The sequence below is a fragment of the Paraburkholderia sp. BL6669N2 genome (genome assembly GCF_003387275.1).
In the GTDB taxonomy this organism is placed as follows: Bacteria; Pseudomonadota; Gammaproteobacteria; order Burkholderiales; family Burkholderiaceae; genus Paraburkholderia.
This window is the reverse complement of the sequence record NZ_QUNA01000001.1, coordinates 2,024,255-2,049,412: the sequence shown is the minus strand read 5'-3', so window position 1 is coordinate 2,049,412 and position 25,158 is coordinate 2,024,255. Positions and strand designations below refer to the sequence as shown.

Genomic DNA, 25,158 nt, shown 5'->3' with positions numbered 1-25,158 from the left:
GCACTTCCGTATGCGCTTGCGGCGAAGTGATGTTCTATTCATAGTTACGAAGCTGCGACGGCATGAGATACGCCGACCGGTCGCCAGCCAGCACTGAAGCCAGAACATGCATATCGATGCCGCCTCCAGTTAGCACAGCGGCAATGCGCTTACCGGCAAAATAAGGGTGGAGGGCCGCGGCAAGCGCAACCGCGCCCGCGCCTTCGACGACAAGATGATTGTGCTTCGCCAGACAGCGGATAGCTTCGGCCGTGTCCTCAAGCGTTGACACAATGACGCCGTCCACCAACGCATTGAGGTATGGCCAATTCGCGTCGAGCACGGTCGAGACGCCGATGCCCGCGATCATGGGCGTCGAGTCGACAGGTACCTCAACGATAGCGCCGGCCGCAAGAGAAGAATAGAACGGTGCCGCCGCTTCGCTTTCGCACGCATACAATTTCGCGCGCGAGTCCCAATGCGCGCACGCCAGCGCAGTACCCATGATCAACCCGCCGCCGCCGAAGGGCACGAGGATCACGTCGACATCCGGCAGGTCTTCCAGTATCTCCTGTCCGATCGACGCGTCGCCGACGATCACATCGCGACACGCACAAGGATGCAGAAATGTGCCGGTTTCGCCGGGCGGTATTTCACCGCACAGTATTGCCCACCATCTTTCGTAGGGCACTTTGATCACCTCAGCGCCCAGCGAGCGAAGCGCCTCGATTTTGCTCCTTGCTGCGGTATCGGTGACATACACTCTGACGTCCGCGCCGCGAACCCTCGTCGCTTCCGTCACGCCAAGCGCGAAGTTGCCGGTGCTCGCCGTATAGACACCGTTCGTCAGTTGAGCGGCCGTAAGGCTCGATACCGCATTCAGCGCGCAGCGTATCTTGAACGATCCTCGTGGCTGAAGGTTCTCCGGTTTGAGAAACACGCTTCGATCCGTGGCAGCGGCGTAGGGCAACAGCGGTGTGCGGACGACGGTTCCCCGGATCGTCTCCGATGCGCGCTCGATATCGGCTCGGGATACCTCGCCGAGATAGCCCGATCCGACACCATTCCCGAAAGACGCGCGCGCATGATGCAGAATGCCAGGAAAGCGCATGATGTCCTCGCTTTCGTATTCACCGGAAGGTTCGACTAGCCACGCCGACGCAATTCGATGCGCAGGTTTCGCGGCACCATCGAAAACGCGAACACTTCCTCCACCTCGGCGGCGTCGTTCACCAGCATCAGATCGAAGTTGCGGCACAGCATGGCGACGGCCGATCTCACTTCCATCAAGGCGAGGCTGCGTCCCGGACACAAACGCGGTCCCGAGCCGAACGGCATGAACCCCGCCCGATGATGGCTGGCGGCACTCTCGCCGGTCAGCCAGCGCTCCGGATCAAAGAGGTCGGCCCTCGAATGGCCACCTTGCTGCAAACCCGCCTCGCGCGTCAATAGCGACAGCACCGCGCCCTTCGGGATGGCAATGTCGCCCACTTGCACGTCGTAATTCGGCTCGACTGCGAGAACGGGCGTAACGGATTTGAGCCGCATGGACTCGCTGATGACCGCGTTCAGATAGAGGAGCGCATCGCCCGCGTCAAAATCTTCGAGCATGGCCGCGGATCCGATAACGGCATCGACTTCTTCCTGCATTTTTCGCTGGACGTCTGGTAAAGACGCCATGAAGTACGCCACCCAGGCGATGGTGTTCGCCGTCGTGTCCTGTCCGGCCAGCAGGATGGTGAACACATTGGCCAGCACTTCGTCGTCTGTCAGCGGCGCTTCTCCTTCCTGTTGCGCCATGAGCAACGCCTCGAGCAGATTCGTGGGCATCGCGTCCGTCTCCGAGCGCTGCGCGAGCCGCGCGCGGTTGGCGGCGATCAGGTCCTTCGTGAGCGCCTGAACCGCAATCAACGCGCGATCGAGCGTCTTGTCGGCGGGCAGCTTGACGTAGTGCCAATAGGGGAAGGGCGCGTTGATGCGCCGGTTGATCATCGGGAACACGACTTCGAGGTGGCGCTGGATCACGTCGCCCTCGCTCTCGATGGTGTCCATGTCGTATCCGAACGCGAGATTGGTGGTGACGTCCACCGTGTATCGCATCAGATCCTTCTGGATATCAATGGATTGCTGATCGCGATTCGCTTTCTCCCAGCGTTGCAGCAACCGACGTGTCATCTCGCAGAGCAGCGGAAAGAAGGCACGCAGATGCAGAGGATCCAGTGCCTTGGCGACGAGTTGCCGTTGCCGTCGCCAGGCCTCGCCTTCCATGGAGAAAACGCCGTTGATACCCAGTTCGCGCGCAACGGTTTCGATCACGTTCCAGCGGCGATAGGCGCCGGGGCGATCGCGCAAGACTTGACTGATGAGAATCGGATCGGCGATCGCAACGAACGGGCGGCCGATCAATCTGAACGTGTACACAGGGCCGAATTCTCTGGACCACTGTTCGAGGACGAGGTGCAGCTTCTCGGGACGTAGTTGCAGCGTATTGCCGAGAAACGGAACGCGCTTTGGGCCGGGAAGCTGGGCAAGCGATCTCACCGGAGATTCGCGGCACGGCATTGTCCCAGCCGGGACAGCGCGCTGCGCATTCCACGCGCGCAGCTCGTTGCGATCGACTTTAACTTCGCCGTCCTCGACGATTGCGTCGAAGCGCTTCAGATTCGAACTGACCGGTCCCTGGTTGCAGCCTGACGAGCAGTCGAACTGCCAACTGTGTGCCCGGCAGGTGAGCACACCGTCTTTGACTGTGCCTTCGGACAGGAGAGTGCCTTGATGCGGGCAGCGTCCCTGAAAAATCGAAATGGCGTGACTGTGGCGAAGAACGATCAGATCGATTCCGTCGACGTTCGCCGCCTTGATGCCGTCGTCTTCAAGTTCTTTCGTGCGCGCTATCACTACCGTGTCCGGGGAACCCGAACGCACTGCCTGAAGACTCGCGTTCATTTTGTCGCTCCTTCGCGCCGGGCAGGCATCGTTTTTCGTCGATCGAGTGAACACAAGAGAGGCTCCGGCGTCTTGTCGACGGCGAACGCTTTTGCGTTGCAACGTGCAACCAGGTTCTTGCGCGGCGTGAGGAAGCGGGCGCATTCATGTCACTGCGCACCGCATTTAATTGGCGTCGTGAGCGGGCATCGGGGCGGATTCTGTGCCGGGTCCGTGCGACAGACAAGTCGCGATCCATGCTGTACTCCCCGAGGTCCGAGGAGGGCGCTCACCCAACCATACTAGTCGTTTATCGATTGGAGCCAAGCACGCTATCTAGTGTCGTGCCGCCTTTTCGGCGCCTCGGCGACCTCGCTTTCGATTGCCAGGTTGCGGGCGTTTGCCAGAGTCGGGAGTCTTTCTGCGCACTACGAACTCTGCAGCGCATTGCGCGGATCGCATCGGCGGCCGCCCTGGTGGCAAGAAACCTGCGCTGCCGGTGGCATGGCGCTTGCCATGCGTCGTCTGTACCGGCGCCAGCCTGCCGTCAGGCGTTGGTAACGATTCTCATTTTTTGTCCCGCCAGTTCGATGCGCTATGCTGGGGTAACGGCCAAAAATACAAGACGCGAGGCAGGTTCGGTGTTGGTGCAATGCCACTGAAGATCCTGCCCGATCCATCGTCCTTCGCCGGCGCCGGGGGCTTCGCACACGAAACACGGAGGTAATATGCAAGGCGACCCGAAGGTCCTGGAATATCTGAACTCGCAACTGAAGAACGAACTCTCCGCGATCAATCAGTATTTCCTGCATGCGCGCATGTACAAGCATTGGGGGTTCGTCAAGCTCGGCAAGCATGAATATGACGAATCCATCGGCGAGATGAAGCATGCCGATCTGCTGATCGAACGCATCTTCCTGTTGAACGGCCTGCCGAATCTGCAAGACCTCCACAAGCTGCTAATCGGCGAAGAAACCAAAGAGATCATGGAGTGCGATCTCAAGCTGGAACAGATTTCGCAGGCCACCTGCAAGGAGGCCATCGTCTATTGCGAATCGGTTCGCGACTTCATCTCGCGGGAGATCCTGACCCATATTCTCGACGACACCGAGGAACATATCGACTGGCTCGAGACGAATCTTGAATTGATCAACAAGGTCGGAATTCAGAACTATCTGCAATCGGGCATGGACTCGCCGGAGTGAGTTCGCTTTGGCAAATGTCCGACAGACAACGAACTGAACGCCGGCGGACCGGGTTGAGCGTCAACCGCCTCATCGAGAGGCGACCGGCTGGAAATGGCCGCTCGGTGGGCGTCTCATTCGCGGCCTAGCGCGACGAATCGTTCGAGATGATGGTCCTCGTCGCCGAGTTGATGATCGATCATCACGAGGCGCTTCGCGTAGTGAGCGAGCGGCAGCTCCCACGTCATGCCGATACCGCCATGCAACTGAATGCATTCTTCCGCGACTAGCGCGCCGATTCGCCCAATGCTGTACTTGGCCGCCGATACCGCGCGCTCCCGCACCTTGCGCTCGGCGCCGAGGGCCGCCGCGGCGTTGATCACAGCCGAGCGGCCCTGCTCGATCTCCAGCAGCAGATCGGCCATGCGATGCTGCAACGCCTGAAAGCTGCCGATCGGCACGCCGAACTGTTTGCGCGTGCGCAGATACTCGAGCGTGTAGTCTTTGGCGACATCCATTGCGCCGACGGCTTCGGAACACAGCGCGAGCACGCCGCAGCTAATCGCGTATTCGAGTGTCGCGAAGCCCGCGTCCATCGTGCCGAGCAATGCGCCGTCGTTCAGCGTGACGTTGTCGAAGGTCACTTCGGCAGCGCGGCCGCCGTCGATCTTGCGATAGCCACGCACGCCGACACCGGGCGTATCGCGCGGCACGAGAAAGAGCGTCACGCCTGCTTCGCTATCGTCATCACCGCTGGTGCGTGCCGAGACCAGAAAAAGCGAAGCGTGCTCGCCGTGCTGAACCACGGCCTTGGCTCCGTTCAGTCGCCACGTAGCGCCGCTTCGCTCCGCGCGCGTCGTCACGCGGGATAGCTCATAGTGGCTGTCCGGTTCGCCGTGCGCGAGCGCGACGATCCGCGAGCCGTGGATCAATTCTGCGAGCGCGACCTTCTGCGCTTCGTTGGCGCTGCGTGCAATGGCGCGGCCGACGATCAACGTATCGAGAAACGGCTCGACCACGAGACCACGGCCCAAGCTCTCGAACACCACCGCGATATCGAAACCGCCGCCGCCGAAACCGCCGTCCGCTTCATCGAACAGTGCGCCGATAATGCCGAGCTCGGCAAAGCGGCTCCACAAGTCGCTGCTATAGCCCTGGTCAGACTGAGCGATCCGGTCGCGCGTCGCGAAACCGTACTGCTCGCTGACAAAACGGTTCAGCGTATCCGCCAGCATGCGGCGGTCTTCGGTGTGCTGGAAATTCATGACGTGCGCCCTTACAGTCCCAGGATCATTTTGGAAATGATGTTCTTCTGGATTTCGTTCGAGCCGCCGAAGATCGACAGCTTGCGATTGTTGAAATACAGCGACGCGGCGCTCGCGGCTTCGTCCGGGCCGACGGGCGTACCGTCGAAGCCGTCATGCAAGGCTTCCTCGATGAACGGCTGCGCGTAGGCACCCATCGCGCGCCGCGTAAGCGACGAGATTTCCTGACGGATCTCCGTGCCGCGAATCTTCAGCATCGAACTTTCAGCGCCGGGCACGCCGCCGCCCGCCACTGCCGCGATCACGCGCAGGTTGGTGGTCTTCATGTTCTCCAGATCGATCTCGACGCGCGCCATGCGCGCGGCGAACGCGGGGTCTTCCGCGAGCGGCCGGCCGTTGCGCCGCTGTTTCGCGGCGATCTTGCGCAGGCGATTGAACGCGGCCACCGAGAAGCCGACGCCCGCGATATTGGTGCGCTCATACGTGAGCAGATACTTGGCGTAGGTCCAACCCTTGTTCTCTTCGCCGACGAGGTTCTCGACCGGCACGCGCACGTCGGTGAAAAACACTTCGTTGACTTCGTGCTCGCCGTCGAGCGTGATGATCGGGCGCACTTCGACGCCCGGCGTCTTCATGTCGATCAGCAGGAAGCTGATGCCTTCCTGTTTGCGCACGTCGGTGGCGCTGCGCACGAGGCAAAAGATCATGTTCGCGTAGTGGCCGAGCGTGGTCCATGTCTTCTGTCCATTGACGATGTAGTGCTCGCCCTGCGCGTCGATGCCGCGCACGGCGGTGGTTTTGACCGACGCGAGATCGGAGCCGGCGCCCGGTTCCGAATAGCCTTGGCACCACCAGTCCGAGCCGTCCAGAATACGCGGCAGCCAATGGCGCTTTTGCGCTTCGCTGCCGTATTTGATCAGCACCGGGCCGAGCATGTTGACGCCGAACGGCACCACGCGCGGCGCGCCGGCCAGCGCGCATTCGTTTTCGAAGATGAATTTTTGCACCGCGTTCCAACCCGGGCCGCCGTACTCTTTAGGCCAGTGATTGGCGAGCCAGCCTTGCGCGTTGAGAATGGCGTGCCACTCGGCCATGTCGTCGCGCGTGAGACGGCGGCCGCCTTGCACCTTGTCGGCGAGACGTTGCGGGAGCTTGTCGCGCAGAAAGGCCTGCACGTCGGCGCGGAAGGCTTCTTCCTCGGGAGTGAAGTTCAGATCCATGGCGGGTGTTCCGAATTGGGTTGAGCGACCGGCGCGCACGCGCGCGTCCGGTCAGCGTGATGCACGTCGATGATGATGCGCCGTTTCAGACGCTCTGGTTCAGGCTCGCGAAATCTGCGCCGCGTTCCACCAGTTCGACCAGTAGCGGCGAGGGCTTCCAAAAGAGGGGGTCTTCTTGGGCGAACTCGCGGATGTCGGCGAGGATTTTCGGCAAGCCAACCATGTCCGCATATTTCATCGGACCGCCGCGATAGCGCGGGAAGCCGTAGCCGTACAGGAACGTCACGTCGACGTCCAACGGCCGCAGCGCGATGCGTTCATGCACGACGTTGGCGCCTTCGTTGATCATCGCGGCCATGTAGCGGCGGATGATCTCATCGTCAGTGAAACTACGCGGCGTGATGCCGGCGCGCACGCGTTCGGCGTCGATGATCGCTTCGACTTCCGGGTCGGGTGTGCCGCTGCGCGATCCTTCGGGGTACAGATAGAAGCCGCGTCCGGTCTTCTGACCGAACCAGCCGCGCTCGCACAGACGGTCGGCGATCTGCACATAACGCGCTGCGGGATTACGCGTGGCCGCGCGCCGTTTGCGTGCCGCCCAGCCGATGTCGCCGCCCGCCAGATCGACCACCTGAAACGGTCCCATCGGAAAGCCGAACGCGCGCACGGCCGCGTCGATCTGATAGGGCGAGGCGCCGTCTTCCATCATGGCGTCCGCGGCGCTGCGATACACAGCGAGCACGCGGTTGCCGATAAAGCCGTCGCACACGCCCGCGCGCACCGGCGTCTTGCGCAACTTTTTCGCCAGCTCGAACGCGGTGGCGACCACGTCGGCGCTGACCTGCTTCGGCACCACCACTTCCAGCAGCTTCATGATGTTGGCGGGCGAGAAGAAGTGCAGGCCGATCACGTCGGCGGGACGCGAAATGCTCGACGCGATCGCGTCGATGTCGAGATACGAGGTATTGGTCGCGAGCACCGCGCCCGCTTTGCAGACGCGATCGAGTTCGGCGAATACGGCCTGTTTGACGGCGAGGTCTTCGAATACGGCTTCGATCACGAGGTCGGCGCCGGCGAGCGCATCGTACGACGTGCTGCCGCTCCAGCGCGCCATGAGCGCCGCTTTCTTTTCCACGCTCAGGCGGCCTTTGGCGATCAGGCCGTCGTAGACTTTTTCGATGTGCGCGCGGCCGCGTGCGAGCGACGCGTCGTCGCGTTCGATCATCGTCACCGGCAAGCCCGCGTCGAGCACCGCGACGGCGATGCCCGCGCCCATCGTGCCGCCGCCCACCACGCCGATCGTGTTCAGCCCGCGTGGTTTGGCGTCGCGCGTTTCCGGCGCCTTGAGCACTTCGCGCTCGGCAAAGAACGCGTGAATCAGACCGGCGCGCTGCGGGCTGTCGATACATTCGAGGAACAGCTTACGTTCGAGCCGCAGACCGTCGTCGAAGGGCTGTTCGATGGCGGCCTCGACTGCGTCGACGATTTTCAGCGGCGAGAACAGGCCGCGCGATTTCTTCGCGGTTTCCGCCCGCGCCGTGGCCACGGCGGCGAGACTCGCGGCGCGCTCGCTGAGTGCCGACGCGTCGCGCGTGCGGCGCACGGACGCGTGGGCGGCCAGCAACTCGTGCACATAGGCGAGCCCTTCGGCGAGGATGTCGTCGCTGTTGCCGAGACGGTCGATCAGACCGAACGCGAGCGCTTCCTTCGCGCTGGCGTGGCGGCCGCTCAGAATCAGATCGAGCGCGGCCTGCGCGCCGATCAAACGCGGGGTGCGCTGCGTGCCGCCCGCGCCCGGCAACAGGCCGAGTTGCACTTCAGGTAAGCCGAGCTTCGCGCCGTCGACGGCAATCCGGTAATGGGCCGCGAGCGCCACTTCCAGACCGCCGCCGAGCGCCGCGCCATGAATCGCAGCGATTACCGGCTTCGTGCACGCCTCGATGCGGTTGCACACGTCCGGCAGCGAGGGTGGCACCGGCGGCTTGCCGAACTCGCGAATGTCCGCGCCGGCGATGAAATTGCGCCCCGCGCCGAGGATCAGCACGGCCTCCACGACCGTGTCGGCATCCGCGGCTTCGACGGCGGCGAGCAGGCCGCGCCGCACGTCGGCGGATAACGCGTTGACGGGCGCGTGGTCGATCGTCACGAGCAGCACCTTGCCGCGCAATTCGCGCGTGACAACATCGGCCGAAGGGTTGGGGGTCATGGCGTCTCCTGATTGTGGTGGGTCGCATGGCAAAGCATGCCGGGTCTGGCGAACCGTCCCGATTGTGAGTCGGTCAAGGTTTATTGACAATTACATGGGCGGTTGACAGACTGTCAAAGTTTCTTTGACAAAGGCGCCGCCATGGACGTCAATTCGCTGGCCCTGCTGGTGGACATTCTGGACGCGGGCAATCTCAGCGAGGCCGCGCGTCGGCTGAAAATGAGCCGCGCGAACGTGAGCTACCACCTGAATCAGCTGGAGCGTTCCATCGGGCTGCAACTGGTGAGGCGCACCACGCGCCGGGTCGAACCGACCGAGATCGGTCTGCAACTCTACGAACATGGCCGCACGATCCAGAACGCGCTGCTCGCCGCGCGCGAATCCGTCACCACGCTCGGGCAAAGTCTGCAAGGGCGCGTGCGGCTGAGCGTGCCGAGCGGTTACGGGCAACTCGTCATGTCGGACTGGCTGATCGCGTTCAAGCGGCTTTATCCGGGCATCGTGCTGGATGTGATGTTCGAGAACCGCGTCGAAGACCTGATGCGCGACGAAGTCGATATCGCCGTGCGCGTGATGTCCGAGCCGCCGCAAAACCTCGTCGCGCGCGACATGGGGCCGGTGCGGTATGTGGCATGCGCGTCGCCGGATTTTGCGGACAGGCACGGCATGCCGCAGCGGCTCGACGATCTGCGTACAGCGCCGCTCATTACCGCGGCGGTGGTCGGCCGGCAGTTGCGGGTAGCCGCTTATTTGCGCGACGAACGGCATGAAGTGCTGCTGGAGCCGAGCATCATCTCCGAGAACTTTCTGTTCTTGCGCCAGGCGGTGCTTGCGGGACTCGGCGTGGGCCTCGTGCCGGATTATGTGGTGCAGGACGATCTGCGCCGCGGCGACGTGCTCACCGCGCTCGACGAGTGGCGCTTAAGCATCTTCGGCACGCACATGTACATGCTGTATATGCCGAACCGGCATCACACGCGCGCGGCGTCGACGTTCATTGATTTCATTTTGCAGCAGGCGCATGGCACGGGCAGAGGTTTGCCCGCGTAAACGACGAGGTTCATCTTGCATCTCGCGCAGGTATGCTACGCAAAAAGAGCGGAGACAAGAGATGAAATGGATCATCGGACTTCTAGCCGTGCTGGCACTCGCCGTAGTCGTTCTGTTGATCTCGCGCCTACCGGGCGAAGATGCGATTCGTCTCGCCGGTTACGTCGCGACTGCCGCCTTTGCCGCGCTCATCAGCTTAGTGCTGCGCTGGCGCGCTAGCCGGGCCCAACAGCGCAATAAGCGGGCAGGGTGAACACACGTCTCGCTATGCGGCCTGTACGCTCTCGCGCAACTCGTCGCCGAGAAAATCAATAAACGTCCTCAGCTTGGCCGACAAACGGTGCCGCTCCAGATAGATGGCGTGAATGTCCGCGTTCGGCAGCGCCCAGTCGGAGAGAAGCGGCACCAGTTCGCCGCGCCGTAGATGGCCCGCGATTTCCCACGCCGAGCGTACGGCCACGCCGCGGCCGTCGAGCGCCCACTTCAGCACGGAGCTGCCGTCGTTGCTGCTCAACGGACCGTCCACCTTTACCGTCTCCGATTTCTTGCCGCGCGAAAAATGCCACGTGCCGTACGCCGATTCGTTTTCGCGTAAGACGAGGCAGGCATGGCGCGTGAGATCGTGCGGCATTTGCGGTGCGCCGTGCCGCTTCACATAAGCCGGCGACGCACACACGACGCGCTGGTTCTTCAGCAGCAAGCGCGCGTTGATGCGCGCATCCGGCACTTCGCCGAAACGAATCCCGAGATCGAAGCCTTCTTCCTGCAAGCTGACCGGCCGGTCCGTCAGATGCAGTTGAATCTTCATCGACGGGAACCGCTCGCTGAAACGCGAAATCGCCGGGGCGATGTGCGCGCGGCCGAAACCGAACGACGCATTCACGCGCAACAGACCGGTCGGCTCAGCGCGACTCTGCGTGACCAGCTGCTCGAGTTCGGCGAGGTCGTCGAGGATGCGCGAGCCATTCGCCAGATAAATCTCGCCCTCCGCCGTCAGGCTCACGCGCCGCGTGGTGCGGTTCACGAGGCGCACGCCGAGACGCTGTTCGAGTTGCGCGAGCCGCTTGCTGATGGACGGCGGCGTGACGCCGAGTTCGCGCGCGGCCGCGGCGAGATTGCGATGGCGCGCCACCAGCGCGAACAGATTGAGGTCGGAAAAGCCGTCCATCGATTCGTTCCTAAAAGTTAATTCCGGATTGCCCTGATAGAAACCATATCGTTGCAGGCATCAATTAGACTTCATTCAAACATGGGAGGCAATGATGTTTGCAGGTTTCACAGACGCGTCGGCCGAGGTCGATGGCATCCGCATCAACGCGATACGCGGCGGCAACGGGCCGGCTTTGCTGCTGCTGCATGGGCATCCACAAACTCACGCGATCTGGCACAAGGTCGCACCGAGGTTGGCGCAGCACTTCACGCTGATCGCCGCGGATTTGCGCGGCTACGGCGACAGCGGCAAACCGCAGGGCACACACGACCACGCCAACTATTCGAAACGGCGCATGGCCGCCGATCAGGTCGCGCTGATGCGTGCGCAAGGTTTCGACCGCTTCGCCGTGATCGGCCACGATCGCGGCGGACGGGTGGCCGCCCGCATGGCGCTCGATCATCCGCAAACCGTGACCCGGCTTGTGACGCTCGACGTCGCGCCGACCCTTGCGATGTACGAACAGACCTCGTTCGATTTCGCGCGCGCTTACTGGCACTGGTTCTTTCTCGTGCGTCCCGCGCCGTTTCCCGAGACGTTGATTCGCGCGGATCCCGACCTCTATCTGAAGCAGACCATCGGCGCGCGCAGCGCCGGCCTCGCGCCATTCACCGACGCGGCCTACGCCGAATATCTGCGCTGCCTGAGCGACCCCGGCACCGCGCACGGCATCTGCGAGGACTACCGCGCGAGCATCACGATCGACCTCGAACACGACCGCGCGTCGCTCGCTGAAGGGCGGAAGATCGAATGCGATTTCCTGGCGCTGTGGGGCGCGCAAGGCGTCATCGAACAATGCTTCGAGCCCCTCGCCGAATGGCGGAAGTGGTCGGCCAATGTGAGCGGCGAAGCGCTGCCGTGCGGCCACTACATTCCCGAGGAAGCGCCCGGGTTATTGCTCGAACGCGTCCTTCCGTTTCTGCAGTTCTAGTCGCGCGGGCCTTCATCATGTCAACACGAACCCTTTACCAGAAGCCGGTCGATTCGCATGTCGTGACGCGTGTGGATGAACAGAACGTGCTGCTGTACGTCGATCTGCATCTGATGAACGAATACACCAGCCCGCAAGCGTTCAGCGCGCTGGCCGCGAAAACGCGGCGCGTGCGCCGGCCGAAGCAGCAACTCGCAGTGGTCAGTCACATCATTCCGACGCACGCGGAATCGCCGCGTGTGATTCGCGATGCCGCGTCGTTGCTGCTCGCGAACAACCTGGCGCGCAATTGCGCGGAGGCCGGCATCGCGTTGCATGCGGCGAACGATCCGCTGCAAGGCATCGAACATATCGTCGCGCCCGAGCGTGGGCTGGTTCGGCCGGGCATGGTCGTGCTGTGCGGTGATAGTCATACAACGACGTATGGCGCGCTTGGCGCTTTGGGATTCGGCATCGGCACGTCCGAGGTCGAGCATGTGCTCGCCACGCAGACGCTGGTCTATCGCGTCGCGCAGACCATGCGCATCACGATCGAGGGCGCGATGCCGTATGGCACGTCGTCGAAGGATCTGATTCTGTGGATCATCAGCCGCATCGGCGCGCAGGGCGCGCGCGGCTATGCGGTGGAATTCGCTGGATCGACCATCGCGTCGCTGTCGGCGGAAGCACGCATGACCTTGTGCAACATGACCGTCGAAGCGGGCGCGCGCGCCGCGCTGATCGCACCCGATGCCACCACGTTCGACTACATCCGCGCACACGCAACGTCGCTCGATGAAACCGCGTGGCAAGCGGCGATGAGCGACTGGCGCGAACTGAAATCGGACCCGGGCGCGCGCTTCGATAGCGAGCATCGTTTCGATGCGCGCGATATCGCGCCGTTCGTCACGTGGGGCACGAGTCCCGACCAGGCCATCGCCGTCGACGAACTGATTCCCGCCGCGGCCACGCAAAAGACACCGGAAGCCGCCGCCGCGTTGCGCCGCGCGCTTGACTATATCGGCCTCGAAGCGGATCAGCCGATTGCGGGCACACCGATCGATCGCGTGTTCATCGGCTCCTGCACCAATGGACGCATTGAAGACCTGCGCATCGTCGCGTCGATCGTCGCGGGGCGCCACGTAGCGCAGGGCGTGCGCGCGATGGTCGTGCCCGGCTCGGGCAGCGTGCGCCGCCAGGCGGAAACCGAAGGCATCGCGGCGACATTGCGCGAGGCCGGCTTCGAATGGCGCGAGCCGGGCTGCTCGATGTGTCTGGCGATGAACGACGATTTTCTGACGCTCGACGAACGGTGTGCCTCGACCACCAACCGCAACTTCGAAGGACGCCAGGGCCGTGGCGGCCGTACTCACCTGATGAGCCCCGCGATGGCCGCGGCGGCCGCATTGACCGGACGCATCACCGACGTCCGCACGCTGGAGACGCAGTCATGAGACTTACCGAAATCTACGGCGCCGCCGCGCCTTTGCCAATCGAAAACCTGGATACCGATCAGATCATGCCGAAGCAGTTTCTGCGCATTATCGACAAGGCGGGGCTCAAGGAAGGCTTGCGGTATGACTTGCGTTTCGACGCGCAAGGCGAGCCGCGTAGCGACTGCGTGTTGAATCTGGCGGAGTATCGTGGCGCGCGCATTCTGATCGGCGGCTCGAACTTCGGCTGCGGGTCGAGCCGCGAGCACGCGGTGTGGGGACTTCAGCAAGCCGATTTCGAGGCGGTCATCGCGCCGAGCTTCGCGGAGATCTTCTATTCGAACGCGATGAACAACCGTCTGCTGCTCGTGCAACTTGAACGCGATGACATCGACGTCCTGTTGCATGACGCGGCAACGCAACCCGCAGCGCCGCTGCATATCGACATCCAACGGCAAACGGTGACGTCAGCCACGGGACGCGTGTTTGCGTTTCCACTAGGCGCTCGCCATAAACAGATGGTGGTCGAAGGCATGGACACCATCGATCTGACGCTCGCTTCGTTGCATGACATCGAAGCATTCGAGCGAGACCATTTCGCGCGGCATAGCTGGGCCGCCGTGTTGTAACACCCTTGGCGACATCCAGGTCGCCACTCAACGCTAACCGCGCGTGACCCATTCCCCGACAGAAGGGAAGGGACACGCTTTGCCTGTCAAAACGGAGGAGACATGAAACGCAAACCGCTCTACAAAGTGCTGTATGTGCAGGTGATCGTGGCGATCATCATCGGCGTGGCGCTGGGGCATTTTCTGCCAGCGGACGCCGTGGCGATGAAACCGCTCGGCGATGCCTTCATCAAACTCGTGCGCATGATCATCAGCCCGGTGATTTTCTGCACGGTCGTGACCGGTATTGCCAGCATGCACGACATGCGCAAAGTCGGGCGCGTGGGCGGCAAGGCCTTGCTGTATTTCGAGGTGGTGTCGACGCTCGCACTGGCGATCGGTCTGCTCGCCGCGCATGTGCTGAAACCGGGCATCGGCTTCAACGTCGATCGCGCCACGCTCGATGCCGGCGCGATCGCGAGTTATGCCGCGCAAGCCGCACACGGCGAAGGGCTCGCGGGCTTCTTCATGCACATCATTCCCGATACGTTCGCCGGCGCTTTCACGCAGGGCGATATTCTGCCGGTGCTGCTGATCGCAATGTTGTTCGGCACCGCGCTCGCGGTGCTGGGCGAACCCGCCAAACCGCTGATCGGTCTGATCGACCTGCTGTCTAAAACGTTCTTCCGCATCGTGCGGATGATCACCAGCCTCGCGCCGATCGGCGCGTTCGGTGCGATCGCGTTCACGATCGGCAAATACGGCATCGTCTCCTTGCTGCCGATGGTGAAACTGATCGGCACGTTCTATCTGACCGCGTTTCTGTTCGTCTCGTGCGGCCTTGGTCTGATTGCGCGAGCATGCGGTTTCAGCTTGTGGCGCTTCGTCGTCTATATCAAGGATGAGTTGCTGATCGTGCTCGGCACTTCCACGTCGGAAGCCGCGCTGCCGCAACTGATGGAGAAGCTGGAGCGGCTCGGCTGCTCGCGCGGCATTGTCGGTCTCGTGGTGCCGACCGGCTACTCGTTCAATCTCGACGGCACCAATATCTACATGACGCTCGCGGTGCTGTTTCTCGCGCAGGCCACCAACACGCATTTGACGATCGCTCAGGAAATCACGCTGCTGGCGGTGACGATGCTGACGTCCAAGGGTTCGACGGGCGTCACGGGGGCAGGGTTCATCACGCTGGCTGCGAGTCTTTCCGTGGTGCCGACTGTGCCGGTGACGGCGATGGTGCTGATTCTCGGCATCGACAGGTTCATGTCCGAGTGCCGGGCGCTGACCAATACGATGGGCAACGGCGTGGCGTCGATTGTGATTGCGGCGTGGGAGAAGGAACTGGATCGGGACAAGCTGAGGGCGGCGTTGGCGCGGCCACGTTCGCGGCCGGTCGCCGATCCGGCCGGCGCGCTCGATGAACGCACGACGGTGGCTGCCGCGCGGGAAGTCGAGTGGGCCGGAGTTGAGTCTCGCTCAAAAATTAATGAAATATCAAGCACGAAATGAGGGAAATAAATTTGAGGACGGCAACAACGCGCGAACAAAACTTGAGCTAAACTCAGAAAACATCGAAAGCGCAGTTCGTGAAGGAGACACCCGAATGCCCGCAGCTTCGTCGAGTACCTCGCCGCCATCCAGCGGCTATCGTTCAGTTTTCCGCGAAGGTCTTTTCTCCGGCAAGGTGGTGATCGTCACCGGCGCGGGCAGCGGACTTGGCCGATGCACCGCTCACGAACTGGCGTCCTTGGGGGCGACCCTGGCGCTGGTCGGCCGAAGCGAAGACAAGCTGAAAGCGGTGCAGGCCGAACTGGCCACGGATCATCCGTCCTCCGGCAACGGCCACAAGGTTTACTCCTGCGACATCCGCAACGAGCAGCAGGTTCGTGAGACGATCACTTCGATCATCACGGATCTGGGCCACGTGGACGGCCTCTTCAACTGTGCAGGCGGCCAATTCCCCGCGAGGCTCGAAAAGATCTCCCTCAACGGTTGGGACGCGGTCGTGCGCAACAATCTGCACGGCACGTTTCTGATGTCCCGCGAGTGCTATACCCAATGGATGCAGCATCACGGCGGCGCGATCGTGAACATGCTGGCGGACATCTGGGGCGGCATGCCTGGCATGGGGCACTCGGGCGCGGCTCGTGCGGGCGTATGGAACTTCACCGAAACGGCCGCCTGCGAATGGGGCCACGCCGGCGTTAGAGTCAATGCGGTCGCGCCCGGCTGGATTGCGTCGGCGGGCATGGACAGCTACAACGAAGAGTACCAGGCGCTGCTGCGCACGCTGAAGCACAAGGTGCCGTTGCAGCGTTTCGGCACGGAATCGGAACTCGCCGGCGCGGCGGTCTTTCTGTTGTCGGAGGCGTCGGCGTTTATCAACGGCACGGTGATCCGTGTCGACGGCGGCGTGCCGAACGCGCGCCATTCTTGGCCGCTCGCTAAAGCGCAGCGTACGATCGAATATAACGGCTTCCCGCGCTATCAACCGCCGACGGGCTTGCAGGAGCAAACAGGATGAATCTCGACGGCCAGACCTACGAGTCGCTCGCGGCAAACTTCGCCTGGGATATCCCGGCGCGCTACAACATCGGTGTCGATGTATGCGACAAATGGGCCGACGGTTCGGGCCGCCTCGCGCTGATCTACGAGGACGCCGAGGGCAACGCCACCCGGTATACGTTCGACCAGTTGAAGGCGCTGTCCGATCGCTTTGCCAATGCGCTGCTGGCGGCGGGCGCGCAACGCGGCGACCGCATCGGCATCTTTCTGTCGCAATCGATCGAAACGGCGCTCGCGCATCTCGCCGCCTACAAGGCCGGCATGGTGGCCGTGCCGCTCTTCGCGCTGTTCGGCGTCGACGCGATCGAACACCGGCTCGGCGACAGTGGTGCGGTGGCATTGATCACCGACTACGCCGGCGCGCGGAAGGTCGACGAAATCCGCGCGGCGCTGCCGGCATTGCGCCATGTCTTCAGCGTGGATATCGATCAGGACAACGGCGATCCGCAAGCGCCCGTGCATTCATTCTGGCAGGCGCTGAACAGCGCGCCCGCGAGCTTCACTCCCGCCGACACGGGCGCCGACGATCCCGCGGTGATCATCTACACGTCGGGCACGACCGGCAAGCCGAAGGGCGCGCTGCATGGGCATCGCGTGTTGCTGGGTCATCTGCCGGGCGTCGAGATGTCGCAGCAGGGCTTTCCCGCGCACGCCACGCTCATGTGGACGCCCGCGGACTGGGCGTGGATCGGCGGCCTGTTCGACGTGCTGTTGCCGTCGTGGCATCACGGCGTCGCGGTGCTGGCGCGCCGCTTTGCGAAATTCGACGGCGAGGCCGCGTTCGATCTGATGGCACGTCACGCGGTCTCGCATACATTCTTGCCGCCGACCGCTCTGAAGATGATGCGCGGCGTCGAGCATCCCGAACGCTGGAGCCTCGCATTGCGCTCGGTGGCAAGCGGCGGCGAATCGCTCGGCGAGGAATTGATCGGCTGGGGCCGCAAGGCGCTGCGCGTGACGATCAACGAGTTCTACGGGCAGACGGAGTGCAACGTGGTGGTGTCCTCGTGCGCGGCGCTGTTCGAGCCGCGCTTCGGCGCGATCGGCCGCGCGGTGCCCGGGCATCATGTCGCGATCGTCGACATGGACGGCAATGAACTGCCTCAAGGCGCAATCGGCGCAATCGGCGATATCGCGGTGGCCGCGCCCGATCCCGTCATGTTCCTCGGCTACTGGGGCAACGAGGCGGCCACGCGCGAAAAATTCCGCGGCAAGTTTCTGCTGACTGGCGACCTCGGCACGCGCGACGCGGACGGTTTCATCCGCTTCGTCGGCCGTGGCGACGACGTGATCACGAGCGCCGGTTATCGAATCGGACCGGCTTCGATCGAAGATTCGCTGCTGCGTCATCCGGCAGTTTCGATGGCGGCCGTGATCGGCGCGCCGGATCCCGAGCGCACCGAGATCGTGATGGCGTTCGTGGTGCTCAAGGCCGGTTTTGTCGGCGACGAGGCGCTCGTGCGCGAGATCCAGCATCACGTCAAAACGCGCCTTGCCGCGCACGAATATCCGCGCGAGATCCGCTTTGTCGACAGCCTGCCGTTGACGCCGACCGGCAAGGTGATCCGCAAAGCCTTGCGCGAGGGACTCGCACAAGAAGGTAACGATTCCGCCGCAAAACCATGAGCATGGGTCCGCGCTCACCTTCCACGCGCAGCGGCAGGGCGCTCCGGACGCCGGGCAGTCAACCGGGCCCGGCCTCGCTCGACGATACCGACCGCAAGCTGCTCGCACTGCTCGCCGAAGACGCCACGCGCACTTATGCGGAACTCGGCAAGCTGCTGTTCCTGTCGGCGCCCGCGGTCCACGAACGTACCCGGCGTTTGAAGAAGGAAGGCGTGATCAAGGCCACGGTTGCCGCGCTCGACGGCGCGAGGCTGAATCGCCCGTTGCTTGCGTTCGTGCATGTCGATACGACGAGCTGGGCGGTGACGCGGCAACTGCTGGCGCTGCAGGAACTGCCCGACGTCGAGGAGATTCATACCGTGACGGGCGAGAGCGCAATGTTGCTCAAGGTCCGCACGCGCGACACGCAATCGCTCGAACAACTGCTCGCGCGTATTCACGCGATCGAAGGCTTTACCGGCACGCGCAGCTATATCGCGCTGACCACTTATCTGGAGCGCGGCCCAAGTCCTGAACTCTGAACGCGCTAGCCGCGCGGCGTGTCACGCATGCAGTGAGAGACCTTTCACGGCTTTATCGACCGCCTTCTTCGGCCCGCGCACGGCAATGCCGACGAGGTCGGGCGCATCGGCGGGTTCGGCACGGAATACTTCACGGTTCGCCTGATCGTGGCCGGTCGCGAACATCGCGCGCACATACACCGCGCGCGTCAATTCGCGTTCAATGCCCTGGCGAAACGCGCGCAGCAAACCCGCGTTGTCCGCCTGATACACCATCATCGGCTGGCCGAGCAGCGGCGCGTGCCGGCGGCCCGCCGCGTCCTCGTACGGCTCGCCCATCGCTTCCGGTGCGGCGCCGGCGATCCCCGTCGCGAGAAACGCGGTCACATTGAGTTTTTGCCAGACAGCGAGATCGTCCAGCACGATGATCGCGACTTTCGTATCGAATTCCATAACGCACTACGCTCCACGGCATTTAGAAAGACATCCGAACCCGACCTTATGGAAACTCGGCGCATCTGTGTATGGCCGTGAGGCAAAAACGAATGCGCTTCAGTGGATGGGCGTGGGCGTTACGTCGACGTCGGGTTTTGCCTAATGCCATTCGGCCATGCTCGCTTGAACGGGCCGGCGTGCTGCAATGCAACCTGAGTGGGCGCCACGTCCATCAATGTTCGCGCCGTCGACGCGCGAGCGAAATCCCTGCAAGCGACGCTGCTGCAACATAGGGCAAGTCCCTGGCGCGATTTAGCCGTGCATTACCACTCGCACGTGCGTCCTCCTAAACTTGATTCAAACAGGAGGGGACACCGATGGCCAAACTCATCCACACGATGATCCGTGTGCAGGATCTGCCGCGCTCGCTCGCGTTCTATCAAAAGGCTTTCAATTTCGACGTATCGCACCGGCTCGATTTTCCGGACTTCACGCTCGCTTATTTGCGCAACGCCGAAGCCGACGCCGAAATAGAACTGACCTGGAACAAAGGCCGCGAGGAACCGTATTCGCATGGCGACGGCTACGGCCACGTCGCTTTCGTAGTCGACGATGCGAAACACGAACGGCAGCGTCTACTCGATCTCGGCATGACGCCCAACGATCTGCGCGAGTTTCACAACGACGACGGCGAGTTGCTGGCACGATATTTTTTCATTCAGGACCCTGACGGCTACAAGATCGAAGTGTTGGAACGCCACGGCCACTATCAATAGCCAAAGTAATCCGGCGGCCGCCGCGTAGTTGCAATACCCCACAAGCAACCATCTTGGATGGGACCGGGATAAGGCGCTGAAGCGCCGACTCTGGTCGACAGGAGACAACCATGAAGACAACGGTCATACCGATCGTCGCGTCCGATCACGCACGGCATGAGCATCCTCACGAACACGCGCACGAATACACGCATGAGCACGGCGGCGAGCATCGCGCGGCGAAGGCTGCCGCGGCGGCGTTGCGGCTTCCGCTCACGCGTCGCGAGCTTTTGAGAGGCACGGGTGTGCTGATGGGCACGCTGGCGTTCTCGTCGGTACTGTCGACGCTCGCGCCGAGCCGCGCGTGGGCCCTCGAACTGCAAGGTCTCGACACGCACCAGGGTGAAGTGATTCTGGCCTTCACGCGGCAGATCTATCAGCACCCCACGCTCGACAACGCGGTCTACGCGCTGGTGGTGAAGGACCTCGACGCGAAAGCGAAAGCCGATCCGGCGGTGCGTCAGCAACTCGCGGACGGCGTCAGACAACTCGACACGCAAGCGGGTTCCGACTGGCTCAAGCGTGCGCCCGCGGAGCAGGCCAAGGATGTCGCCGCGCTCGCGGGCACGCCATTCTTCAACACGATACGCAGCACCGCGGTGGTTTCGCTGTACGCCAACACCATGGCGTATGCGCACTTCGGCTACGGCGCTTCGGAAGGCGATGGCGGCTACCTGACCAAAGGGTTCAACAGCCTTTCGTGGCTGCCTAATCCGCCGGCAGCCGCCAGCGGACCGATCCCTACGGATAGCTAATCGTGACGACAACGTTGCATGGGGCAGGAGTAAGCGCTAAAGCGCTAACTCCCGTCGACCGCTTTTCATGGGACGGGAGTAAGCGCTTTAGCGCTAACTCTCGTCGACCGCTTTGCATGGGACGGGAGTAAGCGCTGAAGCGCTAACTCCCGTCGACCGCTTTGCATGGGATCAGAGTAAGCGCTAAAGCGCCAACTCTGATCGACAGGAGGTAAGACATGGATCAAGACAACAACAAGGTGCGTTTTTCGCACAACGACGACAAGGTCGTCGTGATCATCGGCTCCGGTGCGGGCGGCGGCACGCTCGCCAACGAACTCGCGCAGAAGGGCATCAACGTCGTCGTGCTGGAAGCGGGCAAGCTGCATACGCAGGCCGATTTCACGACGGACGAATGGGGCGCGTTCCAGATGCTGTCGTGGCTCGACAAGCGCACCACGTCGGGCAGCTGGCGCATCGCCAAGGACTTTCCGAATCTGCCCGCGTGGATCTGCAAGACGGTGGGCGGCACGACCACGCACTGGGCCGGCGCGAGTCTGCGCATCCAGCCGTACGAGTTCAAGGCGAAGACGACCTACGGCGATATCAAGGACGCCAATCTGCTCGACTGGCCGCTCACGCGTGAAGAGCTCGATCCATATTACGACCGCGCGTCGCAGAAAATGGGCGTGACGCGCACCAACGGTCTGCCGGGCCTGCCGGGCAACAACAACTTCAAGGTAATGTCGGCCGGCGCGATGAAAGTCGGCTACAAGGAATGCAATACCGGCCACATGGCGATCAATAGCGTGGTGCGCGACGACCGCGCGCATTGCTTCCAGCGCGGCTTCTGCTTTCAGGGTTGCCGCACGGGCGCCAAGTGGTCGACGCTCTACACCGAATTGCCGCGCGCTCAGGCAACCGGCCATATGGAGTTGCGCACGCAGGCCCACGTGGTGCGCATTGAAACGGATGCGCGCGGCAAGGCGAAGGAGGTGGTCTACTACGACGGCAACGGCAAATTGCAGCGGCAGAAGGCGCGCGTCGTCGCGGTGGCCGGCAACTCGATCGAGACGCCGCGGCTGTTGCTGAACTCGCATTCGAGCAAATTCCCGCAGGGGCTCGCGAACGGCTCGGGCCAGGTGGGTCGCAACTATATGCGTCACACCACGGGCTCGGTGTATGCGGTGTTCAACGACAAGGTGGAGATGTTCAAGGGCACGACGATGGCCGGCATCATCGAGGACGAAGCGGTGTTCAATCCGCAACGCGGCTTCGCGGGCGGATATCACATGGAGACCGTGTCGCTCGGCCTGCCGTTTTACGCGGCTTTTCTCGATCCGGGCGCATGGGGGCCGAACTTCAGCCAGGCGATGGATCAATACGCATACACGGCGGGCATGTGGATCGTCGGTGAGGATATGCCGCGCGAGAGCAATCGCGTGACCTTGAACACGGACGTGAAGGATCAATACGGCCAGCCGGTCGCCAACGTGCATTTCGACGATCATCCGAACGACGAAGCGATGCGTGAGCACGCGTTCAGGCAGGGTACGGCGGTGTACGAAGCGGCAGGCGCGAAGACGGTGTATCGCGTGCCACCGTATCCGTCCACGCACAACCTCGGCACCGCCCGCATGAGTGCGCGAGCCGAAGACGGCGTGTGCAACCGCTTCGGCCAGACGCATGAAGTGTCGAACCTGTTCATTTCGGATGGCAGCCAGTTCACCACCGGCGCGGCGGAAAATCCGACCTTGACGATCGTCACACTGGCGATCCGTCAGGCGGATCACATCGCGGGGCAGATGAATAAACGCGCGGTGTAACGCGGCTGGACGGGGGCAGGGGCGGCGTTCGGGTTCGATGCGATTGTCGGGCGGCGAATGCCGGCGTATGTTGACGAAGGCGGGCGGCGTGCCGTGGCTGCATGAAACGCCACGGCGCGCGCGCCCGGAAAAAAGGAGCAAACGTTATGTGTGGGATATACACCAACGCCGATCCGATCCTGTATGAGTCGCGCACGCGCTCGTTGCGCATTCACGGCGTGATCACCACGGTTCGGCTGGAGAATCTGTTCTGGGACGTGCTGCACGAAATCGCGGCGCGCGAGAGCATGACGACCAGCCAGTTCGCCGTGAAGCTCTACGACGAACTGATCGCGCTGCGCGGCGAGATGCCGACCAACTTCGCCTCGTTTTTGCGGGTGTGCTGTTTGCGCTATCTGTCGATGCGCACGGAAAAGGGTGACAGTGCGCCCGATGCGGTGGCCGAACTGGCAGCAGCGGTGAACGAAGCGAAGCCGCGAATTCTGAAGACGGTTTGATGCGGGATGCCGACGCGCAGCTACCGCCGCGGTTGCGCGTGACCACGAGGCAGACATGCCGTGACGCAACCGGCGCGCGCTCGTCCGCGTGCTAGGATAGCCGGCTCATCACGCATAAAGCTGGAGACCTGGATGAGTCCGGAGAGTGCCGCCCGTTTCGATGAAGAGTTTGCGCCTCGCATTGCCGAGGCGATTGCCGCCTGTTTCGCGACAACCGTGCAGACCAAAGTGCTGCCGTATGGCGGCCATGGGCATCCCACTCGCGTGCGGATTCACGCAGCGCCCATCGAAGACGTGGGGCACTACACCTATCCGCTGAATCTGTATCTGACCTGGGACAGCGACGAAATCGAGCGACTGATGGGCGCGGACGGGCCCTCGCGTTTTGCCGGCTATCTGGCCGCGCTGCCGCGCAAGCTCGCGGCCTGGAATCATGCGCGCGAACTGGATTTTCTCTCGCATACACAGGCCGATCCTCTGGTGTTGATCGGCGGACTCGATTTCGAATCGTAAGCGGCGCATTGCGCGCCGCTTCACGCTTGCATAACAGCGGGCGCCACACGGCGCCAAGCCTTAAGCCGCGGCTCCCAGCCGGAAGAAACTCACGCTTTGCACGAGCCCCGATGCCTTGCTTTGCACCGCATCGGCCGCGGCAGCCGCCTGCTCGACGAGCGCCGCGTTGCTTTGCGTCACCTGATCCATCTGCGTGACGGCATCGTTCACTTCCGCGATACCCGCTGCCTGATCGACGCTTGCCGTCGCGATGGATTCGACGATGCGCGTCACGCTGCCCGCGCTCGCCACCACACCGTCCATCGTATTGCTCGCGTGATTGATCAACTGCGTGCCGGCGTCGATCGTGGCGACCGACTCGCGAATCAGCGTCTTGATCTCCTGCGCGGCATCGGCGGAACGTTGCGCGAGACTGCGCACTTCGCTTGCGACCACCGCGAAGCCGCGCCCTTGCGTGCCGGCACGGGCCGCTTCCACCGCGGCGTTGAGCGCGAGGATATTGGTCTGCGCCGCGATGGCTTCCACCACCGCGATGATATCGACAATGCGCCTGGACGCCGCTTCGATCTGGCCCATCGTGCGCACCGCGTCGCTCATCACGGCGCCGCCATCGCGTGCAGCCTGCGCCGCGGTTTGCGCGAGCGTGGTGGCCTCGCGCGCATTGGCGGCGTTGCGCTGAACCGAGTCGGTGAAATGCTGCATCGACGCGGCGGTTTCTTCGAGCGAGGCCGCTTGCTGTTCAGTGCGTGCGGACAGGTCGAGGTTGCCTGCGGCGATCTCCTGCGTGGCCGACGAAATCGTCGTCGCGCCTTCGCGAATCTCGCTGACGATCTGCCGCAAACGCTGGTTCATGTCGTTGAGCGCGATGAGCAACTGGCCGGTTTCATCGCGGCTCACCACCGCCACGTCCGCGCGCAGATCGCCTGCCGCCACCGCTTGCGCGACGCCCACGGCCTGCCTGACCGGCAGTGTGATGCTGCGGCTGAGAAACCACACCGCAAATGCGCCGACGCCGAGCGAGCCGATCACGACCGACAGCAACAGCACCGTGGCGATCGTGTAGGCGCGTTCCGCCGCTTCGCTCGTGCGCACGCTGGAATCCTGCGCCTGTTGCATGACGGAGGCGACGATGTCGTCGATCGCGGCGGTCGGCGCGCGGTCGATGCCCTTCACGAGCGCGTCGACCACGTGCGCGGTGTTCGGATCGGCGGCGTCGTAATGCTTGAGCGCATCGAGGTAAGTGTCCTGCAACGAAGCGTGCGTGGCGAGCGCCTTGTCGACGCCGTCCACGTTTGCGCCCAATGCATCCAACTGATCCTTCAGACGCAGCAGGGCGGCGTGCGTCGTGCCGCTTTCCTTGCTGAAGGCATCACGGTATTTGGCGAACGCGGCCGGATCGGCGCCGCGCAACAACAGGTCCTTCCATTCCTGCACCTGCTTCTTGAACTCGACCTGCGCGACGCGCGCCGTGTCGGCGGCTCGCGCATAGTGAGCGAGCGATTGCGCCGACTCGATTTGCAGCGCATGCGTTTTCGCCAGCGCATGCCAGCCTTCCAGGCCCACGATCATCGTCGCGGCCAGCAACACCGCGCCGAGCAAGGCCAATTTAACGGCGATCTTCAGATTTCTATAGAACGTCACTGCAATGTCCCAGGTA

General features: G+C 62.9%; 23 protein-coding genes. 15 read left to right on the top strand and 8 right to left on the bottom strand.

The genetic code is table 11. From position 1 onward, the window contains the following. Nucleotides 1-34: 34 nt before the first annotated feature. Together B0G80_RS09390 and B0G80_RS09385 are read right to left on the bottom strand one after the other, a co-directional pair. Nucleotides 35-1,090, bottom strand: coding sequence for a threonine/serine dehydratase (locus B0G80_RS09390; protein WP_116117811.1), 1,056 nt, complete (start codon nt 1,088-1,090; stop codon nt 35-37). A gap of 35 nt (nt 1,091-1,125) precedes the next feature. Continuing rightward, complete coding sequence (locus B0G80_RS09385; RefSeq protein ID WP_116117810.1) at nt 1,126-2,925, bottom strand: cytochrome P450; 1,800 nt, start codon at nt 2,923-2,925, stop codon at nt 1,126-1,128. Nucleotides 2,926-3,632: 707 nt separating this feature from the next. Here B0G80_RS09385 and bfr point away from each other — a divergent pair. Beyond that, entirely contained in the window at nt 3,633-4,109 is a 477-nt protein-coding gene (gene bfr, locus B0G80_RS09380; RefSeq protein ID WP_116117809.1) for a bacterioferritin, read from the top strand. Between the two features lie 113 nt (nt 4,110-4,222). On the opposite strand, the gene B0G80_RS09375 is transcribed toward bfr, so the two are convergent. The 3 genes from B0G80_RS09375 to B0G80_RS09365 all read right to left on the bottom strand — a co-directional run bounded on the left by B0G80_RS09375 (nt 4,223) and on the right by B0G80_RS09365 (nt 8,779). Next, entirely contained in the window at nt 4,223-5,353 is a 1,131-nt protein-coding gene (locus B0G80_RS09375; RefSeq protein ID WP_116117808.1) for an acyl-CoA dehydrogenase family protein, read from the bottom strand. A gap of 11 nt (nt 5,354-5,364) precedes the next feature. Beyond that, nucleotides 5,365-6,573, bottom strand: coding sequence for an acyl-CoA dehydrogenase family protein (locus B0G80_RS09370; protein ID WP_116117807.1), 1,209 nt, complete (start codon nt 6,571-6,573; stop codon nt 5,365-5,367). An 85-nt stretch (nt 6,574-6,658) separates the two neighbouring features. Beyond that, a complete protein-coding gene (locus tag B0G80_RS09365; RefSeq protein ID WP_116117806.1) occupies nt 6,659-8,779 on the bottom strand; it encodes a 3-hydroxyacyl-CoA dehydrogenase NAD-binding domain-containing protein in 2,121 nt (706 codons plus the stop codon). Between the two features lie 141 nt (nt 8,780-8,920). Between B0G80_RS09365 and B0G80_RS09360 the strand changes: the two genes are divergently transcribed. Together B0G80_RS09360 and B0G80_RS09355 are read left to right on the top strand one after the other, a co-directional pair. Then, on the top strand, nt 8,921-9,829 hold the full coding sequence (locus B0G80_RS09360) for a LysR family transcriptional regulator (RefSeq protein ID WP_116117805.1): 909 nt from the start codon (nt 8,921-8,923) through the stop codon (nt 9,827-9,829). A gap of 61 nt (nt 9,830-9,890) precedes the next feature. Beyond that, a complete protein-coding gene (locus B0G80_RS09355) occupies nt 9,891-10,082 on the top strand; it encodes a hypothetical protein (protein WP_106279230.1) in 192 nt (63 codons plus the stop codon). Between the two features lie 12 nt (nt 10,083-10,094). On the opposite strand, the gene B0G80_RS09350 is transcribed toward B0G80_RS09355, so the two are convergent. Further along, nucleotides 10,095-10,997, bottom strand: coding sequence for a LysR family transcriptional regulator (locus B0G80_RS09350; protein ID WP_116117804.1), 903 nt, complete (start codon nt 10,995-10,997; stop codon nt 10,095-10,097). A 94-nt stretch (nt 10,998-11,091) separates the two neighbouring features. On the opposite strand from B0G80_RS09350, the gene B0G80_RS09345 reads away from it, so the two are divergent. The 7 genes from B0G80_RS09345 to B0G80_RS09315 all read left to right on the top strand — a co-directional run bounded on the left by B0G80_RS09345 (nt 11,092) and on the right by B0G80_RS09315 (nt 18,702). Beyond that, on the top strand, nt 11,092-11,970 hold the full coding sequence (locus tag B0G80_RS09345; protein WP_116119593.1) for an alpha/beta fold hydrolase: 879 nt from the start codon (nt 11,092-11,094) through the stop codon (nt 11,968-11,970). Between the two features lie 17 nt (nt 11,971-11,987). After that, on the top strand, nt 11,988-13,403 hold the full coding sequence (gene leuC / locus B0G80_RS09340) for a 3-isopropylmalate dehydratase large subunit (RefSeq protein WP_116117803.1): 1,416 nt from the start codon (nt 11,988-11,990) through the stop codon (nt 13,401-13,403). Further along, nucleotides 13,400-14,011, top strand: a complete 612-nt coding sequence (leuD, locus tag B0G80_RS09335; protein WP_116117802.1) for a 3-isopropylmalate dehydratase small subunit — start codon at nt 13,400-13,402, stop codon at nt 14,009-14,011. Before leuC ends, leuD begins: the two co-directional genes overlap by 4 nt. A 102-nt stretch (nt 14,012-14,113) precedes the next feature. Then, nucleotides 14,114-15,499, top strand: coding sequence for a dicarboxylate/amino acid:cation symporter (locus tag B0G80_RS09330; RefSeq protein ID WP_116117801.1), 1,386 nt, complete (start codon nt 14,114-14,116; stop codon nt 15,497-15,499). A 94-nt stretch (nt 15,500-15,593) separates the two neighbouring features. Further along, on the top strand, nt 15,594-16,514 hold the full coding sequence (locus tag B0G80_RS09325) for an SDR family oxidoreductase (RefSeq protein WP_116117800.1): 921 nt from the start codon (nt 15,594-15,596) through the stop codon (nt 16,512-16,514). Further along, nucleotides 16,511-18,181, top strand: coding sequence for an acyl-CoA synthetase (locus B0G80_RS09320; RefSeq protein ID WP_116117799.1), 1,671 nt, complete (start codon nt 16,511-16,513; stop codon nt 18,179-18,181). Before B0G80_RS09325 ends, B0G80_RS09320 begins: the two co-directional genes overlap by 4 nt. Continuing rightward, nucleotides 18,178-18,702, top strand: coding sequence for an Lrp/AsnC family transcriptional regulator (locus tag B0G80_RS09315; protein ID WP_116117798.1), 525 nt, complete (start codon nt 18,178-18,180; stop codon nt 18,700-18,702). The genes B0G80_RS09320 and B0G80_RS09315 overlap by 4 nt, the downstream gene beginning before the upstream one ends. A gap of 21 nt (nt 18,703-18,723) precedes the next feature. Here the strand turns inward: B0G80_RS09315 and B0G80_RS09310 are convergent, their stop codons facing one another. Continuing rightward, entirely contained in the window at nt 18,724-19,134 is a 411-nt protein-coding gene (locus tag B0G80_RS09310) for a DUF2000 domain-containing protein (protein WP_106279245.1), read from the bottom strand. Nucleotides 19,135-19,493: 359 nt separating this feature from the next. On the opposite strand from B0G80_RS09310, the gene B0G80_RS09305 reads away from it, so the two are divergent. The 5 genes from B0G80_RS09305 (at nt 19,494) to B0G80_RS09285 (ending at nt 23,501) form a co-directional block, all read left to right on the top strand. Then, nucleotides 19,494-19,892: a VOC family protein gene (locus B0G80_RS09305; RefSeq protein WP_116117797.1), complete on the top strand. Its 399-nt coding sequence runs from the start codon at nt 19,494-19,496 to the stop codon at nt 19,890-19,892. A gap of 110 nt (nt 19,893-20,002) precedes the next feature. Then, on the top strand, nt 20,003-20,686 hold the full coding sequence (locus B0G80_RS09300) for a tat (twin-arginine translocation) pathway signal sequence (RefSeq protein WP_116117796.1): 684 nt from the start codon (nt 20,003-20,005) through the stop codon (nt 20,684-20,686). A 218-nt stretch (nt 20,687-20,904) separates the two neighbouring features. Further along, complete coding sequence (locus tag B0G80_RS09295) at nt 20,905-22,491, top strand: GMC family oxidoreductase (RefSeq protein WP_116117795.1); 1,587 nt, start codon at nt 20,905-20,907, stop codon at nt 22,489-22,491. A gap of 146 nt (nt 22,492-22,637) precedes the next feature. Then, nucleotides 22,638-22,988: a ribbon-helix-helix domain-containing protein gene (locus B0G80_RS09290; RefSeq protein WP_116117794.1), complete on the top strand. Its 351-nt coding sequence runs from the start codon at nt 22,638-22,640 to the stop codon at nt 22,986-22,988. Between the two features lie 132 nt (nt 22,989-23,120). Then, nucleotides 23,121-23,501 carry a DUF5594 family protein gene (locus B0G80_RS09285; RefSeq protein ID WP_116117793.1) on the top strand — a complete coding sequence of 127 codons (381 nt, stop codon included), beginning with the start codon at nt 23,121-23,123 and terminating at the stop codon, nt 23,499-23,501. Between the two features lie 60 nt (nt 23,502-23,561). On the opposite strand, the gene B0G80_RS09280 is transcribed toward B0G80_RS09285, so the two are convergent. Beyond that, the gene (locus B0G80_RS09280) at nt 23,562-25,142 is read right to left on the bottom strand and encodes a methyl-accepting chemotaxis protein (RefSeq protein ID WP_116117792.1); all 1,581 of its coding nucleotides are present in this window, start codon (nt 25,140-25,142) and stop codon (nt 23,562-23,564) included. Nucleotides 25,143-25,158 lie beyond the last annotated feature (16 nt).

Excerpts from the sequence above, each read along its gene's own strand:
- B0G80_RS09390 (WP_116117811.1), bottom strand. The coding sequence starts at position 1,090 with ATGCGCTTTCCTGGCATTCTGCATCATGCGCGCGCGTCTTTCGGGAAT.
- B0G80_RS09385 (WP_116117810.1), bottom strand. The coding sequence starts at position 2,925 with ATGAACGCGAGTCTTCAGGCAGTGCGTTCGGGTTCCCCGGACACGGTA.
- bfr (WP_116117809.1), top strand. The coding sequence starts at position 3,633 with ATGCAAGGCGACCCGAAGGTCCTGGAATATCTGAACTCGCAACTGAAG.
- B0G80_RS09375 (WP_116117808.1), bottom strand. The coding sequence starts at position 5,353 with ATGAATTTCCAGCACACCGAAGACCGCCGCATGCTGGCGGATACGCTG.
- B0G80_RS09370 (WP_116117807.1), bottom strand. The coding sequence starts at position 6,573 with ATGGATCTGAACTTCACTCCCGAGGAAGAAGCCTTCCGCGCCGACGTG.
- B0G80_RS09365 (WP_116117806.1), bottom strand. The coding sequence starts at position 8,779 with ATGACCCCCAACCCTTCGGCCGATGTTGTCACGCGCGAATTGCGCGGC.
- B0G80_RS09360 (WP_116117805.1), top strand. The coding sequence starts at position 8,921 with ATGGACGTCAATTCGCTGGCCCTGCTGGTGGACATTCTGGACGCGGGC.
- B0G80_RS09355 (WP_106279230.1), top strand. The coding sequence starts at position 9,891 with ATGAAATGGATCATCGGACTTCTAGCCGTGCTGGCACTCGCCGTAGTC.
- B0G80_RS09350 (WP_116117804.1), bottom strand. The coding sequence starts at position 10,997 with ATGGACGGCTTTTCCGACCTCAATCTGTTCGCGCTGGTGGCGCGCCAT.
- B0G80_RS09345 (WP_116119593.1), top strand. The coding sequence starts at position 11,092 with ATGTTTGCAGGTTTCACAGACGCGTCGGCCGAGGTCGATGGCATCCGC.
- leuC (WP_116117803.1), top strand. The coding sequence starts at position 11,988 with ATGTCAACACGAACCCTTTACCAGAAGCCGGTCGATTCGCATGTCGTG.
- leuD (WP_116117802.1), top strand. The coding sequence starts at position 13,400 with ATGAGACTTACCGAAATCTACGGCGCCGCCGCGCCTTTGCCAATCGAA.
- B0G80_RS09330 (WP_116117801.1), top strand. The coding sequence starts at position 14,114 with ATGAAACGCAAACCGCTCTACAAAGTGCTGTATGTGCAGGTGATCGTG.
- B0G80_RS09325 (WP_116117800.1), top strand. The coding sequence starts at position 15,594 with ATGCCCGCAGCTTCGTCGAGTACCTCGCCGCCATCCAGCGGCTATCGT.
- B0G80_RS09320 (WP_116117799.1), top strand. The coding sequence starts at position 16,511 with ATGAATCTCGACGGCCAGACCTACGAGTCGCTCGCGGCAAACTTCGCC.
- B0G80_RS09315 (WP_116117798.1), top strand. The coding sequence starts at position 18,178 with ATGAGCATGGGTCCGCGCTCACCTTCCACGCGCAGCGGCAGGGCGCTC.
- B0G80_RS09310 (WP_106279245.1), bottom strand. The coding sequence starts at position 19,134 with ATGGAATTCGATACGAAAGTCGCGATCATCGTGCTGGACGATCTCGCT.
- B0G80_RS09305 (WP_116117797.1), top strand. The coding sequence starts at position 19,494 with ATGGCCAAACTCATCCACACGATGATCCGTGTGCAGGATCTGCCGCGC.
- B0G80_RS09300 (WP_116117796.1), top strand. The coding sequence starts at position 20,003 with ATGAAGACAACGGTCATACCGATCGTCGCGTCCGATCACGCACGGCAT.
- B0G80_RS09295 (WP_116117795.1), top strand. The coding sequence starts at position 20,905 with ATGGATCAAGACAACAACAAGGTGCGTTTTTCGCACAACGACGACAAG.
- B0G80_RS09290 (WP_116117794.1), top strand. The coding sequence starts at position 22,638 with ATGTGTGGGATATACACCAACGCCGATCCGATCCTGTATGAGTCGCGC.
- B0G80_RS09285 (WP_116117793.1), top strand. The coding sequence starts at position 23,121 with ATGAGTCCGGAGAGTGCCGCCCGTTTCGATGAAGAGTTTGCGCCTCGC.